Below are 15,766 nucleotides of genomic sequence, written 5' to 3'. Positions count from 1 at the left end.
CTGAAAGTTTCCACTCGTCGTACAATCTAATTTCCAAAAACGAGAGCAAAATCGAAAGTCGGACGTTTTTTACATTTCAAAGTTGAGATAAAACCCGTTAACATAGGGCCGATTAACTATCGGTAGCGTTATCCCTATTCTGGAGATATTCCTTTGATCAACGTTTTTCTTGTTGATGACCACGAACTGGTGCGCGCAGGGATACGACGCATTCTGGAAGATATAAAAGGCATAAAAGTTGTCGGCGAAGCGTGCTGCGGTGAAGATGCGGTAAAATGGTGCCGCTCAAATTCCGTTGACGTTGTACTGATGGATATGAATATGCCCGGTATTGGCGGTCTGGAAGCAACCCGCAAAATTGCGCGTTCCACGGCAGACATTAAAGTGATCATGCTGACGGTACACACCGAAAACCCATTACCTGCAAAAGTTATGCAGGCAGGGGCCGCAGGGTATCTCAGCAAAGGCGCCGCCCCCCAGGAAGTAGTGAGTGCCATTCGTTCGGTTTTTTCCGGGCAGCGTTATATTGCCTCCGATATCGCTCAGCAAATGGCGCTCAGCCAGATTGAGCCTGAGAAAACGGAAACCCCGTTTGCCAGTTTGTCTGAACGCGAGTTGCAGATTATGCTGATGATCACCAAAGGTCAGAAGGTCAATGAGATCTCAGAACAGCTGAATCTTAGTCCTAAAACGGTGAACAGCTATCGCTATCGAATGTTCAGTAAATTAAACATTCACGGCGATGTAGAGCTGACTCACCTGGCAATTCGCCATGGCCTGTGTAATGCGGAGACATTAACAAGCCAGTGACCGAGTTTGATGCCAAAGCGTTCCTGAAAACCGTGACCAGTCAGCCCGGCGTCTATCGTATGTATGATACCGCCGGGACGGTTATCTATGTCGGGAAAGCGAAAGACCTGAAAAAAAGGCTTTCCAGCTACTTCCGTAGTAATCTTGCGTCACGCAAGACCGAAGCGCTGGTCGCGCAAATCCAGCAGATTGATGTCACGGTAACGCACACTGAAACCGAAGCGTTATTGCTTGAGCACAACTACATCAAGCTGTATCAGCCGCGCTATAACGTATTGCTGCGCGATGATAAATCCTACCCTTTTATATTCCTTAGCGGCGATACCCACCCGCGCCTGGCGATGCATCGCGGGGCAAAGCATGCCAAAGGCGAGTACTTTGGACCGTTCCCTAACGGTTATGCGGTGCGTGAAACGCTGGCGCTGTTGCAGAAAATATTCCCTATCCGCCAGTGCGAAAACAGCGTTTATCGCAACCGTTCTCGGCCTTGTCTGCAATATCAGATTGGCCGCTGTCTCGGTCCGTGTGTCGCGGGTCTGGTGAGTGAGGAAGAGTATGCTCAGCAGGTCGAGTATGTTCGTCTGTTCCTGTCCGGAAAAGACGATCAGGTATTAACGCAGCTGATCGCCCGCATGGAAAAGGCCAGCCAAAATCTCGAATTTGAAGAGGCTGCGCGCATTCGTGACCAAATCCAGGCCGTACGCCGCGTGACAGAAAAACAGTTTGTCTCTAATACCGGAGACGATCTGGACGTCATTGGCGTGGCGTTTGACGCCGGTATGGCCTGTGTGCACGTTCTGTTTATTCGCCAGGGTAAAGTGCTGGGCAGCCGCAGCTATTTCCCGAAAGTACCCGGTGGCACGGAACTCGGCGAGGTCGTCGAAACCTTTGTCGGGCAGTTTTATCTGCAGGGGAGCCAGATGCGTACCTTACCCGGGGAGATCCTGCTCGATTTTAATCTTAGCGATAAAACCCTGCTGGCAGACTCTCTGTCTGAACTGGCCGGACGGAAGATTAACGTGCAGACGAAACCGCGAGGAGATCGCGCACGTTATCTCAAGCTGGCGCGGACCAACGCGGCAGTGGCACTCACCACGAAACTTTCTCAGCAGTCGACGATTACGCAACGTCTGACGGCGCTGGCATCGGTGTTGAAGTTACCTGCGGTGAAGCGTATGGAATGCTTCGACATCAGCCATACGATGGGTGAACAGACGGTAGCTTCCTGCGTGGTCTTTGATGCCAATGGCCCGCTGCGCGCAGAATATCGCCGTTACAACATTACCGGCATTACGCCGGGAGATGATTATGCGGCGATGAATCAGGTCTTGCGTCGGCGTTACGGTAAGGCGATTGAAGAAAGTAAGATTCCGGACGTCATATTGATCGACGGCGGTAAGGGTCAGTTAGGGCAGGCGAAAGCCGTTTTTGCTGAGCTGGATGTTCCCTGGGACAAACAGCACCCACTCTTGCTGGGGGTGGCAAAAGGGGCCGATCGTAAAGCCGGTCTGGAAACGTTGTTCTTTGAGCCGGAAGGTGAGGGCTTCAGTCTGCCGCCGGATTCGCCTGCATTGCACGTTATCCAGCATATCCGCGATGAATCTCACGATCATGCGATTAGCGGGCATCGTAAAAAGCGGGCGAAAGTGAAAAGCACCAGCACGCTTGAGACCATCGAAGGTGTCGGGCCAAAGCGTCGCCAGATGTTGTTGAAATATATGGGAGGTTTGCAAGGTCTTCGTAACGCAAGTATCGAAGAAATTGCAAAAGTGCCGGGTATTTCGCAAGCTCTGGCAGAAAAGATCTTCTACTCGTTGAAACATTAGGCCCTCTGTAGCAACATAGGGGTAATTTCACTGACAACAGATAGTTATCCGTCATATGCAATTTAATATCCCTACGTTGCTCACGCTGTTTCGCGTCATCCTGATCCCATTCTTTGTATTGGCTTTTTACCTGCCATTCACCTGGGCTCCCTTTGTTTGTGCGCTGATCTTCTGTATCGCAGCGGTCACTGACTGGTTTGACGGTTTTCTGGCACGCCGCTGGAACCAAAGCACGCGTTTTGGCGCCTTCCTCGACCCGGTCGCTGATAAAGTGCTGGTGGCAATCGCGATGGTCCTGGTGACAGAGCATTACCACAGCTGGTGGGTGACGCTTCCTGCCGCAACAATGATTGCGCGTGAAATTATCATCTCTGCACTGCGTGAATGGATGGCCGAACTGGGTAAACGCAGCAGCGTAGCCGTATCCTGGATCGGTAAAGTGAAAACCACTTCGCAAATGGCTGCACTGGCCTGGCTGCTGTGGCGTCCAAATATCTGGGTAGAGTATGCTGGGATCGCACTTTTCTTCGTCGCCGCGATACTGACTTTGTGGTCAATGTTCCAGTATTTGAGCGCTGCACGTGGAGATTTGCTTGATCAGTGATCGTTTCGACGCAAATTTCAGCAAACGATCGTCAGTGGTGAAAAATATCGTTGACTCATTGCGTCAGGTAAGTAGAATGCAACGCATCGAACGGCAGCACTGATTGCCAGACGATAACAAAATCAAGTGATTAACAAAATTACTTGGTGATGCGGGAATAGCTCAGTTGGTAGAGCACGACCTTGCCAAGGTCGGGGTCGCGAGTTCGAGTCTCGTTTCCCGCTCCAAATTTAAGACATCGGCAATAGCGGATGTCGGCTGTAAAGCCAGAAGATTTCGGCGCGTTAGCAAAGCGGTTATGTAGCGGATTGCAAATCCGTCTAGTCCGGTTCGACTCCGGAACGCGCCTCCAATTTCTTCCCGAGCCCGGATGGTGGAATCGGTAGACACAAGGGATTTAAAATCCCTCGGCGTTCGCGCTGTGTGGGTTCAAGTCCCACTCCGGGTACCATGGGAAAGAACAGAATAATCAAAGCAATAAGCAGTGTCGTGAAACCACCTACGGGTGGTTTTTTTGTGCCTGTTTTTTACAAGCATAGATACTTTGCGTCAAGCAGCCTGCCAGAAACGTAAACTGCCCTCTATATACTCACTATTGCTAATCAATCTATCGCCGAATCGGCGCGTTAAACATAAAGCCCCCTCGGGCAGGGTTGTTGATAAACCCATCGCGGGCGGGATTATAGTTGTGGTCCTGGAAACCATTCATCAGTATGGGATCGCCAAAGCCATCCTGTATCGCCAGCTGTCTGTGGATTCGGTTTCGTGCCCTGAACGTGAAAGCGAAATCATCCGTCCCGCCAATGATGATCACGCCATTACCAGCTCGAAGTGCCTCGCTCAACTCTTGCTCTCTAACAGCCTGGTTTTGTAACGCGCTGGCTGTGGCAGACGATGACGCCAGCAGCAGTAATATGAGAACGGCGCATGAAAATACCGATGGCAGTTTCATGATTAATACCTATAAAAAGCATGGCTATTAAAGTATAGCTTTATGTTGTCATCTTAACCGAAAAGAAAACCAATAATCTAAACCTGCTATCCATACTGTGTTTAAAAGACCGGAAGAGTAGTGCCGCGCAGTTAAGAACTATAATAAAAACAGCCAACAGGTGATTACTTCTGTTTGCAGACAGTGCTGATTCAGGGGGCTGCTATGAACATTTCATCTTTTCCGATAGTCATGTTCGCAGCATTGCTTACCTTTAGTGGTGCAGCATATTCGGTGGAAAAAGGGGATATCTTTTCGCAGAATGCCAGGGCTACGGATCCCATCGTGTTTTCTCAACAGTCATTTAATAACCTGATGTCTTATCAGGTTATGATGCGCTCCTCGTCGCCATCCGATGAAAGCAAAATTATTCGCTATAGCTTTCAAAAGCCTGGGTATGTGCGGATGGATTTTACCCAACCGCATTCAGGTGCGGTGCTTATCTTTAATCCTGTCAGCGATAAAGTGACGTTATGGCCATTTGGTGTGGGTTCGTTGCCCATTTTGCACCTGTCACCTACTAATTCATTGATCCAGGATGAGCGTGGTCATCGTGTGGATCGCTCTGATATCGGCGTGTTGTTGGGCAATATTCGTCATCTGCAACGCGAAGGGACAACAACCACTGTTGGTAAGGAAAACCTTGCAGGACGGGCGACAATGCACGTATCTGTGGTTGGGCCAGGAACAATGGCGGTTGATGGAGTACATCGTTATGACATCTGGCTGGATAATTATCATGGACTCCCTGCCAAAGTGATCAGCTATGCGCCAGATGGGCAGCGATTAGAAACCGTGCTTCTGGATGCTATGGTCATTAACATCCATTTTCCCGCCAATTTCTTCTCGCCTTGAGGGAGTCTGTATTATGGCTAACTATCAGTTTTCCACCGTCTGGCGGGTTGAGGCTTCAATTCAGGAAGTATGGGATGTTTTTTCTCATCCCGATCAGTGGCCGGAATGGTGGGAAAGTCTGGAACGCATTGTTGAGATTAAAAAAGGTGATATACAGGGAATTGGGGCGCTACATCGTTATACCTGGAAAGGAGCGCTTCCTTATCGCTTAACCTTTGACATCAACGTGTTGAATATTCTGCCTTGCTCACTGCTTGAGGGGCAAGCCAGCGGGGCGGTTGAAGGGCGAGGAGTGTGGTCTTTTTCTGCCAATGGTGCAGAAACTATCGTCAGATATGACTGGAATGTGCGTACCACGATCCGCTGGATGAATTATCTTGCCCCACTGGCGGCACCTGTTTTTCGCTGGAATCACGATATGGTTATGCGCGAAGGGGCCAGAGGGTTAGCCCGTAAGCTGGCAACGAATGTTTATATATTCTGAACTCGCTCTCACGGCTGTACTTTTTGCCTGCCTATGGCTTACTATCTGTCGCGCAGTTTCTTATTTCATTCACAGTTAACAGGTCTGTTATTGATGAATAACCTCCATCGGCTCACCTTTTTATGTCAGCGTCTGTCTGCTGTGATGATCGCATACGGTTTTTGCCTTTTTAGCCGTAGCCCAACTCTTACAACATGGACAGACAGCAATGCAACGTCGACAATTTCTCAAAAATAGCGTTCTCCTTTCCGCCGCCGGTTTAGTCGGTCCTGCGGTTATTAGCCAGACGGTTCACGCCGCTGAGCCATCCGTTGCACCAGTCGCGCGTCGGCGCTTTGTGTTATCCCAGACGTATAAACTTAACCCTCCTAAGGGATCGAGCGGCGTGGTAAAACTGTGGATCCCGCTTCCGGTAGATACCGCGTTTCAACAAATGACGGCGCTTGCCTTTAGCGGAAACTACAAGCATGCGTACGTTACCACTAATAATACTTATGGCGCGAAAACGCTGTTCGCCACCTGGCCTGACTCGCAGGGCGAACTGTTGATTAACGTTGATATCGACATTGAAACCGCCGACTGGGAGCCGCTGAAGCAGGACGCGCTGAAAACCTGGCAAGCGCCGGAGCAGATTATTTATCCGCTGGATGTAAAACCGTACCTGCTGCCGACGACACATACCCCAGTTGATGGGCTGGTTCTGGAAACCGCACGTAAAATTACCGGTAATGAGCAGGATCCGCTGAAAAAAGCACGCCTGATTTACGAGTGGGTGAGTAGCCATATGGAGCGCGATAACGACGTTATCGGCTGCGGCACGGGGGATGTGGCGGAGATCTTAAAAAGCGGTAAGCTCAAAGGAAAATGCACCGACATGAGCTCCGTTTTTGTTGCTCTGGCACGGGCCAGCGGTATTCCGGCACGCGAACTGTTTGGCATCCGTCTGGGCAAAGCCAATAAACTCGAACGTTACTCGAAAAGCGCTTTTGGCAAAGCAGACAGTGCAGGCGTCGCCGATGTGAGCGGCGGACAACATTGCCGCGCCGAATTCTATCTGGCCGGTTACGGCTGGTTACCGTGCGATCCTGCTGATGTGACCAAAATGCGTCTGGCAGAGAAAAAATCGCATCAGGACGCCGATGTCCAGGCGGTAAACACTTACCTGTTTGGTAACTGGGAAATGAACTGGGTTGGATTTAACTACGGGCGTGATTTCGAGCTGTATCCAGCAACGGAGCAGGGAGCCATGAACAACTTTGGCTATCCTTACGCTGAAGTCGATGGTGACCCGATCAATTTCTATGATCCTAAAGCGTTCTCGTACAGCTATGTCGCCACAGAACAACGCTAAAGGGGCGGGACTCACCCTGTTGACGGCCGCTGCGGCTGCTGTCACCGCGGGCTTATGCTGCGTTGGACCGCTGCTCTATCTGTTGTTTGGTATTTCGGCGGCGAGCTTTGCTGTTTTCACCCAGTTTGAGTTTTTGCGAATTCCCCTGATGCTGGTGTCATTGGGCTTATTACTGCGCGTTTTCTGGCGGCTCTATTTTTCCAAACGACTGTGGTGCTCCGGGTGGTTAACGCTGAAGCAAGCGCGCATTCTCTACTGGTGCGCGCTGGCGTTGATTTTTCCGGTGCTATTTTATCCAACGCTCGTTGCCTGGTTTTATGAGGTATTTGAATGAAAATCTTCACATTAGTTGCATGCTTGTTGCTGCCGCTGTGGGCTCAGGCGGCTAACCAAAAAGTGGTGCTGGATATACAAAATATGACCTGCTCGCTGTGCGTTATTTCGGTCAATCAGGCGCTACGTGAAACCGACGGTGTGATTAAAGCCAAATCCTCCCTAAAAACCCGACAAGCAGAAGCGATTGTACCGGAAGGTTTCCCAACCGATACTTTACTTAACGCGGTGGCGAAAACGGGCTATACCGCAACGCTCAACCGTATTGAACAACAGTAAACCACCTGCGGGTGGTTTTATTGTTTTTTCCCGGTATGATGCCCGGCGGCTTAGTGTTCTCTTTTGTGCGTTAACTTCCGGAATTCCCCTCGTTTCCTGTTAACCTGAACAGGCGGCAGCTGTATGCCGCATATGCCCATTTGTATCTGTTATCCCTCCAGCCATGTAGGATGATCACAGGCAAGATTTTTTGACTAAGGAAAAGCGTTATGAAAACGGGACCATTAAACGAGAGCGAACTGGAATGGCTGGATGATGTACTGACTAAGTACAATACAGACAAGGCTATTCTGGATGTGTCAGAACTGGATGGTTTGCTGACGGCGGTGTTGAGTTCACCGTATGAAATTGAACCAGAGCAGTGGCTGGTCGCAATTTGGGGCGGCGCGCAGTATGTCCCTCGCTGGTCCTCCGAAAAAGAAATGACGCGTTTCATGAACCTGGCGTTTCAACATATGGCGGATACGGCCGATCGTCTGGATGAATATCCTGAGCAGTTTGAGCCGCTGTTTGGTTTGCGTGAAATTGACGAGCATGAACTGACCATCGTTGAAGAGTGGTGCTTTGGTTATATGCGCGGTGTCGCACTGTCAGACTGGTCCGCGTTACCGGACACGTTAAAACCAGCACTTGAAGCTATTGCGCTGCACGGTACGGAAGAGAACTTTGCGGTGGTTGAGAAACTAACGCCGGAAGCGTTTGAAGAGAGCGTGGATGCCATCCGCCTGGCTGCGCTGGACCTGCATGCTTACTGGATGGCGCATCCTCAGGAAACGCCGGTCAAAGTACCGGTGAAAGTGGATGCCAAAGTAGGGCGCAATGACCCTTGTCCGTGTGGCAGCGGCAAGAAATATAAGCAGTGCTGTTTGCATTAACAGAAAGGGGCGAAAGCCCCTTTGTTTTAACCCACTTCTGGTAGTAATCCTGCTGCAATAGAAAACTGTACTGCTATCACCACAATGCCGCACAAAAATACCAGCGCCAGCGCCGGAGCACCGCCTGCTACGCGGTAGTTGGCCTGCGGATTATGTTTTCTGCTCTGCCAGGCCAGCATCGAGGGAATGAGCAGCGCCAGCACCGCCAGGGCAACGCCCGCATATCCTAATGCCATGACAAAACCACGCGGATAGAACAGCGCGAATGCCAGCGGTGGCAGGAAGGTCACCGCGCCGGTTTGCATTCTTCCCGCTACGGTATTGCGGCGCTGGAAGAGGTCGGCCAGGTAGTCAAATAATCCCAATGCAACGCCGAGGAAAGAGGTTGCCAGTGCGAGGTTAGCAAACAGATGCACCGCCAGTTCGACGTGCGGCGAAGCCACGACTTCACGCAATGCCTGCAATAAGCCGTTTAAGCCTGCGTGATTGGCTAAAAGCCCCATGAATGTTGTCGAGTTAATGCTACCAAGCGTCGCCAGTTGCCAGAAGATATAGGCGACCAGAGGAATAGCGCTACCCGTAATAAACACCCAACGCAGTTTACGGATGTTACCGTTCATATAGCTGACGATACTGGGAACACTGCCGTGAAAACCGAACGAGGTGAAGATGACCGGGATTGCGGAGAGCGCCAACCCCTGTTGCAGCGGCAGCGTAAGCAGGTTCACTTTATGAATATGCGGCATTAACAGAGCCAGCATCACCACCAGGAAGATTATCTTGGCACTGAATAGCAGACGGTTGAACAGATCGACCAGCGAGGTCCCAACACAAACCACGCCACCGGCAACAAAGGTGAACAGCAGTACGCCTGTTGTCGGGGAAATATTTGTTCCGGTCCAGTCGCTGATGCTGGAGGCCAGCAGTTCACCTGCACCACTGATGTACGCCGCCGTCAGGGCATACATTAAAAACATCATGCTAAAGCCCGTTACCCATTGTCCGTAACGACCAAGATAACGTTTTGCCAGCGTACCCAGCCCGGTGTCTGCCGGGACATGTTGATACACTTCAAGCAGCAACAGAGCGGTGTAGCACATCAACGCCCAAAGACTGACTAACAATACCAGCGTGACGCTAAACCCCACGCCTGCCGCAGCCAGCGGCATTGCCAACATACCGGCACCAATCGTGGTTCCCGCCACGATAAAAATACTACCCAGGGTTCTGTTTTTCACGCTTTCCTCTGTCCCAGAGATAATCAATGGTTATATCTGCGGCGCAGATTAAGGCAAAACACTATTTTCGTCAAATCACCGTTACAATGACTGTACATTAATGTTTACGATGTTTTGACCATTAAGATGTATAACAAATGACATTTATCTGCTGATAAACCTGCGTTAGCGCAAAGCGACGATGTGCGGTTCACATTAGGCTACGGACTTTATTAAGGAGGTAATATGGAATCTATTCACGGTCACGAAGTGCTTAACATGATGATTGAATCTGGTGAGCAGTATTCAAATGCCAGCCTTGAAGCGGCGATTACGGCACGTTTCGGCGAGCAGGCGCGTTTTCACACTTGTTCTGCGGCGGATATGACGGCAGGCGAGTTGGTGGCGTTTTTAGCGGCGAAGGGAAAGTTTATTGCAAAAGAAGACGGCTTCTCTACGCACGAAAGCAAGATCTGCCGTCACTGATTTCAAGGGGTAATGATGGCGGGTTGCCTTCATTACCCTAAAATATTAATTCTGTGTATCAAGCGTAGCCAGTTCTTTGTCGATGAAATAAAGACCTTCGCCGCTTTTTCCTGCCAGCGACAGCTTATCAATAACAGATTTAAATAATTTCTCTTCTTCATGCTGCTCGGCAACATACCATTGCAGGAAATTAAAGGTTGGATAATCCTGGTGGGTCATTGCCGCGTGTGCCAGCTCATTAATTTTCTGGGTGATTAGCTGCTCGTGTTCGTAAGTAACACGGAACAGTTCATCCAGAGAAGCATATTCAGCAAAGGGTGAAGAAACGGTATTAATACGCGGCAAGCTGCCGGTATCGGTCAGGTAGTCGAACAGACGCTGCATGTGCGTCATCTCTTCCTGGGCGTGACGGCGCAAAAACGCGGCAGCACCTTCGAAGCTGTGATAGCTGCACCACGCGCTCATCTGTTGGTAGAGCAGAGATGAATATAATTCAAGATTCATTTGCTCATTCAGTTGGTCGATCATTTCTGTTTTCAGCATGGTTCTGCTCCACAAACGTTATTATATATTGACGTGGCGCCACTATAATTTGTTATTTAATTATTTGCAAAAGGTAAAATAATAAATTTATTTATTAAAAATGCGAATGGGAATAAAACGCATTAACGATATTAAACGGAGGGTATAAATAATAAAGTGGTAAAAGACCAGCAAAAATGAGCTGGTCGGAAATATTAATAATTGAAAGAAGGTGATTGGGGCACCGCGACACCATGACACTGCCAGGCGAGTGTAATTTTGGTATTTAAGCACAGAGAGCCTGCATACACGCTACAGGTTGACACCGGCTGGCCAAACGCTTCTGCGCTGGCATAGCCCAGGCGCTGACACTCTTTGGTGGCTGTCCCCTGGGTAACGTAGTCATCGGTACGTGCTGTTTGTAACATGGCCTGATTATAAGTCAGGCGAACCACACCAGTGATGGCGCTGGCTTCGCTGACCTGTGCCTGTTTTGTAATTGTGCATCCTGTCAGCATGAGCGGCAAAAGCGCTAGGATAAAGGTCTTCATGAGATCGCTCTGAAAGTTCGAAGATACACTATCATGGCATACAGAGACCCTCATCAATGGCTTGAATAGCCCGAAGATCACCTGCGATTAATCACAACGAGGTCATTTGTTTGAGGTAATTCTGAACTGTTCAGACAGGAATGTGAGCGCAACTTTGTTTTTTAAAACTAAATTTCATTAAATTTGAAAGTGTGATTGCAAAATAGTAATGTGGCTGAGTGTTATGACTTTCAGCGGGCTACCGCAGCGCATTCAGGAGAGTACAGAATGAAAATTGCATTGATGATGGAAAACAGCCAGGCAAGCAAAAACGCCATCATCCATAATGAGCTTAAAGCCGTTGCGGATGAGAAAGGTTTTCCGGTCTATAACGTTGGGATGAGCGACGAAAATGATCATCATCTGACCTACATCCATTTAGGCATTATGGCCAGCATCCTGCTTAATTCCAAAGCTGTAGACTTTGTTGTTACAGGTTGCGGTACGGGCCAGGGGGCAATGATGTCACTGAATATCCATCCGGGTGTGGTGTGTGGTTATTGCCTTGATCCTGCAGATGCGTTCTTGTTCTCTCAAATTAACAACGGCAACGCGCTTTCTCTGGCATTCGCCAAAGGTTTTGGCTGGGGTGCAGAGCTGAATGTGCGCTATATGTTTGAAAAAGCGTTCACCGGGCGTAACGGTGAAGGCTACCCACCGGAGCGTAAAGAGCCGCAGGTGCGTAACGCCGGTATTCTGAATCAGGTGAAAGCGGCTGTGGTAAAAGAAAATTATCTGGACACGCTGCGCGCGATCGATCCTGAACTGGTGAAAACCGCTGTATCAGGCCCGCGCTTCCAGCAGTGCTTCTTTGAAAACTGCCAGGACAAAGCAATCGAAGCGTTTGTACGCGAGGTGATTGGCTAAATCCTGTTGGCCCGGCGGCGTTCACCCTCCGGGCTACCTGTTCCTGTTCGATACTGCGCTTCCTGCATCACGGGTGAGCCGTAGCGTATCCACCATACCTACCAGACAAATAATGGCAATAGCGACAAAGGCCAGCCGGAAACTGATCCCCGGAATATTGCCCAATGCCAGCTTTTCACTGACCACATCGCCAATGCGGATGCCAATAGCGGCTAAAGAAATGCCCAATCCCACTGCTAATTGTGTCGCCGTACTGAACAGCGTATTAGCGTAGCTCATTTGTGCCGCGGGGACGTCCGCGAAGGCAAGCGTGCTGACGCCGGTAAACTGAATTGAGCGGAACACACCGCCCAGATACAACACCAGCAAAATAACCCACACGGGGGTCTGCGGCGTAATTAATGCACAGGCCAGCAACGCCAGAACATTAAGTGCACCGTTAATCAACAGCAGCTTCTTAAAGCCCAGCCAGCGTATCAACGGGGTGGTGGCAGGTTTAATCGTCAGATTGCCGACAAATACCGCCAGCACCAGTGAACCCGCGTGAAAAGCGTTCATGCCAAAACCTACCTGAAACATTAACGGCAGCAGAAACGGCACGGCGCTGATAGAGGCACGAAACAGCGATCCGCCATACATGGTGACGCGAAAAGTAGGGACGTTCATGGCATCAAGGCGAATCATTGGCCAGGCGGTGCGACGAAAATGATGCAGGGCAAACAGAAAGGTCAATGTTCCTAGCACCAAAAGTCCGGCGGTCAGCCAGCCCTGAGGCTGTTGGGTTCCCAGTAACTCCATGGCATACACCAGGCTCACCATCGCAACAGAGGTTGCGATAAATCCTGTTATATCAAATGGGCGGCGCTCGTCGTCATGAATATCCGGGATAAAACGTAGCGCCAGCGCAATCGCCAGTATTCCGAGCGGTACATTAATGAAGAAGATCCAGCGCCAGTTGGCATAGCTGGTAATGAATCCGCCAAGGGGAGGGCCAATGATGGGCGCGACTAAAGCGGGCCAGGTCAGGGTCGCAATAGCGGTGATCAACTGATGTTTAGGCGTGGTTCGTAATACCGCGAGTCGGCCAACCGGAACCATTAGCGCACCACCTACACCCTGTAAGATTCGCATGGCGACAAAGCTCTCAAGGCTTTCGGACAAACCGCATAAAACCGAGGCGAGAGTAAATATCGCCAGTGCAAGGGTAAACACCTTTCTGGCGCCGAAGCGATCCGCAATCCAGCCGCTGGCGGGGATCAGTACCGCGAGGGTGATCAGATAGGCGCTGATACCTATGTTCAGGTCAACTGCCTGCACGCCAAAACTTTTCGCCATGTCGGGCAGTGCGGTGGCAATCACCGTGCCGTCAATAAACTCCATAAAGAAAGCCCCGGCAACAAGTAATGCAGCCGGGGATAGACCGCGTTTGTTCTCAACCGCTAAATGTTCACTCATGTTGTGCTTGCCATCTCAAAAGAAACTGACTGGAACTATTTTTATTTTCAGCGCATTCGGAAGGTATGCGCGGCTATCGTTTCGTTCGTTGAATGGGTACTATGACGACCTTTCTATAAGGAGCTCACTATGTCCCAAACACTGAATGCCGATCAGGAACTGCTCTCGGACGTTGTTGCCTGTCAGCTGGTTATCAAGCAGATTCTGGATGTTCTTGATGTTATTGCCCCAGTTGAAGTTCGGGAGAAAATGTCCAGCCAGCTGAAAAGCATCGACTTTTCCAGCCATCCTGCAGGTGCCGATCCGGTCACTATGCGCGCAATACAAAAAGCGGTTGCCTTGATCGAGTTGAAATTCACGCCGCAGAATGAATCTCACTAAAATAAACCGTTGTTTCAGGTTTTAGAAAGGTTTTTTTGCGCCTCGCAGAATGAGAGGCGTGGGCGTAGAGAAAATTAAGCACCAGCCGGATAAGGTGCGTCGCATCGTTATCCGGCATTAACACGATGAAAATTGAAGATTAGTGATGTTGATAGTTCACGACGTTCAGCAGGTGCTTATCGGTTTGCGCCATGCACAGTCCCGCACGTTTAGCGCTGCGGACTTCATCAAGAATCGTCTGTAACAGCACGCCATCCTGCTGCTGCTCTTTTTCCAGATCGTGAAGAAAATCAATGGTTGTTGCATCATTCAAGGCTTCTGCTTCATTGGTTAAGCGTGATAGCTTGCTGTAACGCTGTTGGTATTCATCCAGCGTTTTCTGAAACAGTTCTTCAAGGGAAGTTAGTTCATCACCTGGAACATCGATAGCCTTGACGATAGGGTTAGCCCCGGCACTTTTCATAAAATTAAACATACGCATCATTTGAGTCACGTTACCTTGCGCCTGGGTGCGTAGAAAGGTTGCGGTGCCAGTCAGGCTGTGTTCGTAGCACCATTCACTGAGATGCAGGTAAAGATTCGATGCGTAGAACTCGAGGTTCATTTGTGTGTTGAGTTTATGAACAATTCCAACTGCAGCCATATCAATATCCTTATTTCCAGAAAGGGGGATGTACGTTACTAACGTCAGTGCAACGGGCTGCCGCTACACGTCACCTCTACGTACAATTAAAACTGTTAGCAGAATAAATCCGTTCCGCCGGTCCTTTAGTGATCACGAATTATATTCGCTCCCGATCGAGATTCAGCATAACTCCAGTCCCGACATAAGAAAATCCTTAAATCTGCGTATTTATGATTTTTTACATATTGTCATAGCAATATTAGTGATTTTTCCGCTTGTGTATATAAATGCTGTGAATATAACAGATTGATATTTATAGCATTAAAGTGAAATATTGATAATGAAATGATGTTTCATATCACGAAATGGAATTTCACAATCAGGTATTGTCTGTCGCCAGATGATTATCTGGTCTTCGGATGAAGAAATTTCACCATTGACCCGCGTCGGTGAACGCTATCTGCTGGCTAATTTTTTTTGCGCCAGATCAGTTTTGTGGAAATTAATAAAGTTAAGCGCCTGAATGATTCGACATTTATTGTTTGGTGTATTTGGAAAAATCGAGGAGTGTGTATGAAAAAGGTTGCCGTGCTACTGGCACCTGGTTTTGAAGAGGCGGAAGCCATTGTTACCATTGATATTCTGCGTCGCCTGCAGATCGAAGTTGAAACACTGGCCTGCGCCGAGTCCCGTGCGGTGGTGAGCTACCATGACGTGCCGATGGTGACGGACAGCACGCTGGCTGCGCGTCAGACGGATCTTTATGATGCCGTTGTGTTACCCGGCGGGCCGCAGGGCAGCGTTAACCTTGCCGCCAGTGAGGCTGTCATCCAGTTTATCGCTCGCCATGACGAGGCTGGAAAACTCATTTGCCCGGTGTGTTCTGCGGCGGCGCGCGTGCTGGGCGGCAACGGCCTGCTGAAGGGGCGTCGCTATGTGTGTTCGGGAGATCTGTGGCAAAACGTCGCGGATGGGGAATATATTGATGCGCCGGTTGTTGAAGATGGCAACCTTATTAGCGGCAAAGGATTAGGGCATATTTTCGATTTTGCATTGACGCTTTCAGCGCGTCTATTGGGAGATGACATTCCGGTTCGCGATCACGCTGACCACATTTATTACAGATGGTAATCATTGTGCTCCCGAATGCTTCGGTATTCGGGAACAAGGATTCGTTGGCTGATGTTATGGACTAATCTGCTACCCCTCTTTTTT

The 15,766-nt window shown here is 49.7% G+C and carries 19 protein-coding genes and 3 tRNA genes; 16 read left to right on the top strand and 6 right to left on the bottom strand.

Features of this window, described 5'->3' with window-relative positions; genetic code table 11:
* Positions 1-153: 153 nt before the first annotated feature.
* The 6 genes from uvrY (at position 154) to OGX90_RS03435 (ending at position 3,691) form a co-directional block, all read left to right on the top strand.
* Entirely contained in the window at positions 154-810 is a 657-nt protein-coding gene (uvrY, locus tag OGX90_RS03460) for a UvrY/SirA/GacA family response regulator transcription factor (RefSeq protein WP_003834023.1), read from the top strand.
* Positions 807-2,636 carry an excinuclease ABC subunit UvrC gene (gene uvrC / locus OGX90_RS03455; RefSeq protein ID WP_079934683.1) on the top strand — a complete coding sequence of 610 codons (1,830 nt, stop codon included), beginning with the start codon at positions 807-809 and terminating at the stop codon, positions 2,634-2,636. Before uvrY ends, uvrC begins: the two co-directional genes overlap by 4 nt.
* Before the next feature lie 55 nt (positions 2,637-2,691).
* Positions 2,692-3,240 carry a CDP-diacylglycerol--glycerol-3-phosphate 3-phosphatidyltransferase gene (pgsA, locus tag OGX90_RS03450; RefSeq protein WP_003030490.1) on the top strand — a complete coding sequence of 183 codons (549 nt, stop codon included), beginning with the start codon at positions 2,692-2,694 and terminating at the stop codon, positions 3,238-3,240.
* Between the two features lie 151 nt (positions 3,241-3,391).
* Positions 3,392-3,467 (top strand) — tRNA-Gly (locus OGX90_RS03445).
* Positions 3,468-3,518: 51 nt separating this feature from the next.
* Positions 3,519-3,592, top strand: a tRNA-Cys gene (locus tag OGX90_RS03440).
* A 12-nt stretch (positions 3,593-3,604) separates the two neighbouring features.
* Positions 3,605-3,691: transfer RNA gene (locus OGX90_RS03435), tRNA-Leu, on the top strand.
* 156 nt (positions 3,692-3,847) lie between these two features.
* On the opposite strand, the gene OGX90_RS23820 is transcribed toward OGX90_RS03435, so the two are convergent.
* Positions 3,848-4,192, bottom strand: a complete 345-nt coding sequence (locus tag OGX90_RS23820; RefSeq protein ID WP_048235186.1) for a hypothetical protein — start codon at positions 4,190-4,192, stop codon at positions 3,848-3,850.
* A gap of 204 nt (positions 4,193-4,396) precedes the next feature.
* On the opposite strand from OGX90_RS23820, the gene OGX90_RS03425 reads away from it, so the two are divergent.
* The 6 genes from OGX90_RS03425 (at position 4,397) to OGX90_RS03400 (ending at position 8,408) form a co-directional block, all read left to right on the top strand.
* Positions 4,397-5,086: a LolA family protein gene (locus tag OGX90_RS03425; RefSeq protein ID WP_286623133.1), complete on the top strand. Its 690-nt coding sequence runs from the start codon at positions 4,397-4,399 to the stop codon at positions 5,084-5,086.
* Positions 5,087-5,099: 13 nt separating this feature from the next.
* A complete protein-coding gene (locus OGX90_RS03420; RefSeq protein ID WP_167820049.1) occupies positions 5,100-5,570 on the top strand; it encodes an SRPBCC family protein in 471 nt (156 codons plus the stop codon).
* Between the two features lie 208 nt (positions 5,571-5,778).
* On the top strand, positions 5,779-6,921 hold the full coding sequence (locus OGX90_RS03415; protein ID WP_167820048.1) for a transglutaminase-like domain-containing protein: 1,143 nt from the start codon (positions 5,779-5,781) through the stop codon (positions 6,919-6,921).
* Positions 6,899-7,255: a hypothetical protein gene (locus OGX90_RS03410; RefSeq protein WP_286623131.1), complete on the top strand. Its 357-nt coding sequence runs from the start codon at positions 6,899-6,901 to the stop codon at positions 7,253-7,255. The genes OGX90_RS03415 and OGX90_RS03410 overlap by 23 nt, the downstream gene beginning before the upstream one ends.
* Entirely contained in the window at positions 7,252-7,533 is a 282-nt protein-coding gene (locus OGX90_RS03405) for a heavy-metal-associated domain-containing protein (protein WP_003833910.1), read from the top strand. The genes OGX90_RS03410 and OGX90_RS03405 overlap by 4 nt, the downstream gene beginning before the upstream one ends.
* Positions 7,534-7,742: 209 nt before the next feature.
* Positions 7,743-8,408, top strand: a complete 666-nt coding sequence (locus OGX90_RS03400; RefSeq protein WP_003034581.1) for a YecA/YgfB family protein — start codon at positions 7,743-7,745, stop codon at positions 8,406-8,408.
* Positions 8,409-8,434: 26 nt separating this feature from the next.
* Here the strand turns inward: OGX90_RS03400 and tyrP are convergent, their stop codons facing one another.
* Positions 8,435-9,646, bottom strand: coding sequence for a tyrosine transporter TyrP (gene tyrP / locus OGX90_RS03395; RefSeq protein WP_286623129.1), 1,212 nt, complete (start codon positions 9,644-9,646; stop codon positions 8,435-8,437).
* Positions 9,647-9,871: 225 nt separating this feature from the next.
* Here tyrP and OGX90_RS03390 point away from each other — a divergent pair, with 225 nt between their 5' ends.
* Positions 9,872-10,111, top strand: coding sequence for a YecH family metal-binding protein (locus OGX90_RS03390; RefSeq protein WP_003034586.1), 240 nt, complete (start codon positions 9,872-9,874; stop codon positions 10,109-10,111).
* A gap of 45 nt (positions 10,112-10,156) precedes the next feature.
* On the opposite strand, the gene ftnA is transcribed toward OGX90_RS03390, so the two are convergent.
* Positions 10,157-10,654 (bottom strand): non-heme ferritin, encoded by a 498-nt coding sequence (ftnA, locus tag OGX90_RS03385; protein WP_003034588.1) that lies wholly within the window; start codon positions 10,652-10,654, stop codon positions 10,157-10,159.
* 194 nt (positions 10,655-10,848) lie between these two features.
* On the bottom strand, positions 10,849-11,184 hold the full coding sequence (gene yecR, locus OGX90_RS03380) for a YecR family lipoprotein (protein ID WP_008785081.1): 336 nt from the start codon (positions 11,182-11,184) through the stop codon (positions 10,849-10,851).
* Positions 11,185-11,451: 267 nt separating this feature from the next.
* Here yecR and OGX90_RS03375 point away from each other — a divergent pair, with 267 nt between their 5' ends.
* Complete coding sequence (locus OGX90_RS03375) at positions 11,452-12,090, top strand: RpiB/LacA/LacB family sugar-phosphate isomerase (protein WP_003034591.1); 639 nt, start codon at positions 11,452-11,454, stop codon at positions 12,088-12,090.
* A gap of 33 nt (positions 12,091-12,123) precedes the next feature.
* Here OGX90_RS03375 and OGX90_RS03370 read toward each other — a convergent pair whose 3' ends face one another.
* Complete coding sequence (locus OGX90_RS03370) at positions 12,124-13,545, bottom strand: MFS transporter (RefSeq protein WP_060683679.1); 1,422 nt, start codon at positions 13,543-13,545, stop codon at positions 12,124-12,126.
* Between the two features lie 129 nt (positions 13,546-13,674).
* Between OGX90_RS03370 and OGX90_RS03365 the strand changes: the two genes are divergently transcribed.
* Positions 13,675-13,926 (top strand): DUF2766 family protein, encoded by a 252-nt coding sequence (locus OGX90_RS03365; RefSeq protein WP_003034595.1) that lies wholly within the window; start codon positions 13,675-13,677, stop codon positions 13,924-13,926.
* Between the two features lie 139 nt (positions 13,927-14,065).
* Here the strand turns inward: OGX90_RS03365 and OGX90_RS03360 are convergent, their stop codons facing one another.
* Positions 14,066-14,569 carry a non-heme ferritin-like protein gene (locus OGX90_RS03360; protein WP_003034597.1) on the bottom strand — a complete coding sequence of 168 codons (504 nt, stop codon included), beginning with the start codon at positions 14,567-14,569 and terminating at the stop codon, positions 14,066-14,068.
* A gap of 555 nt (positions 14,570-15,124) precedes the next feature.
* Here OGX90_RS03360 and OGX90_RS03355 point away from each other — a divergent pair.
* Positions 15,125-15,682: a DJ-1/PfpI family protein gene (locus tag OGX90_RS03355; protein ID WP_286623128.1), complete on the top strand. Its 558-nt coding sequence runs from the start codon at positions 15,125-15,127 to the stop codon at positions 15,680-15,682.
* Positions 15,683-15,766: the final 84 nt, after the last annotated feature.

Source organism: Citrobacter sp. Cpo012 (assembly GCF_030333015.1).
Classification (GTDB): Bacteria; Pseudomonadota; Gammaproteobacteria; order Enterobacterales; family Enterobacteriaceae; genus Citrobacter; species Citrobacter portucalensis.
Note: the sequence above shows the minus strand (reverse complement) of the source record. Positions and strands in the feature narration are given on the sequence as shown.

Bases quoted from the DNA above. Each gene is read 5' to 3' on its own strand.
- OGX90_RS03355 (WP_286623128.1), top strand. From the start codon at position 15,125: ATGAAAAAGGTTGCCGTGCTACTGGCACCTGGTTTTGAAGAGGCGGAA.
- OGX90_RS03415 (WP_167820048.1), top strand. From the start codon at position 5,779: ATGCAACGTCGACAATTTCTCAAAAATAGCGTTCTCCTTTCCGCCGCC.
- OGX90_RS03390 (WP_003034586.1), top strand. From the start codon at position 9,872: ATGGAATCTATTCACGGTCACGAAGTGCTTAACATGATGATTGAATCT.
- yecR (WP_008785081.1), bottom strand. From the start codon at position 11,184: ATGAAGACCTTTATCCTAGCGCTTTTGCCGCTCATGCTGACAGGATGC.
- OGX90_RS03365 (WP_003034595.1), top strand. From the start codon at position 13,675: ATGTCCCAAACACTGAATGCCGATCAGGAACTGCTCTCGGACGTTGTT.
- pgsA (WP_003030490.1), top strand. From the start codon at position 2,692: ATGCAATTTAATATCCCTACGTTGCTCACGCTGTTTCGCGTCATCCTG.
- OGX90_RS03420 (WP_167820049.1), top strand. From the start codon at position 5,100: ATGGCTAACTATCAGTTTTCCACCGTCTGGCGGGTTGAGGCTTCAATT.
- OGX90_RS23820 (WP_048235186.1), bottom strand. From the start codon at position 4,192: ATGAAACTGCCATCGGTATTTTCATGCGCCGTTCTCATATTACTGCTG.
- OGX90_RS03400 (WP_003034581.1), top strand. From the start codon at position 7,743: ATGAAAACGGGACCATTAAACGAGAGCGAACTGGAATGGCTGGATGAT.
- OGX90_RS03370 (WP_060683679.1), bottom strand. From the start codon at position 13,545: ATGAGTGAACATTTAGCGGTTGAGAACAAACGCGGTCTATCCCCGGCT.
- OGX90_RS03425 (WP_286623133.1), top strand. From the start codon at position 4,397: ATGAACATTTCATCTTTTCCGATAGTCATGTTCGCAGCATTGCTTACC.
- ftnA (WP_003034588.1), bottom strand. From the start codon at position 10,654: ATGCTGAAAACAGAAATGATCGACCAACTGAATGAGCAAATGAATCTT.
- OGX90_RS03405 (WP_003833910.1), top strand. From the start codon at position 7,252: ATGAAAATCTTCACATTAGTTGCATGCTTGTTGCTGCCGCTGTGGGCT.
- OGX90_RS03360 (WP_003034597.1), bottom strand. From the start codon at position 14,569: ATGGCTGCAGTTGGAATTGTTCATAAACTCAACACACAAATGAACCTC.
- OGX90_RS03410 (WP_286623131.1), top strand. From the start codon at position 6,899: ATGTCGCCACAGAACAACGCTAAAGGGGCGGGACTCACCCTGTTGACG.
- OGX90_RS03375 (WP_003034591.1), top strand. From the start codon at position 11,452: ATGAAAATTGCATTGATGATGGAAAACAGCCAGGCAAGCAAAAACGCC.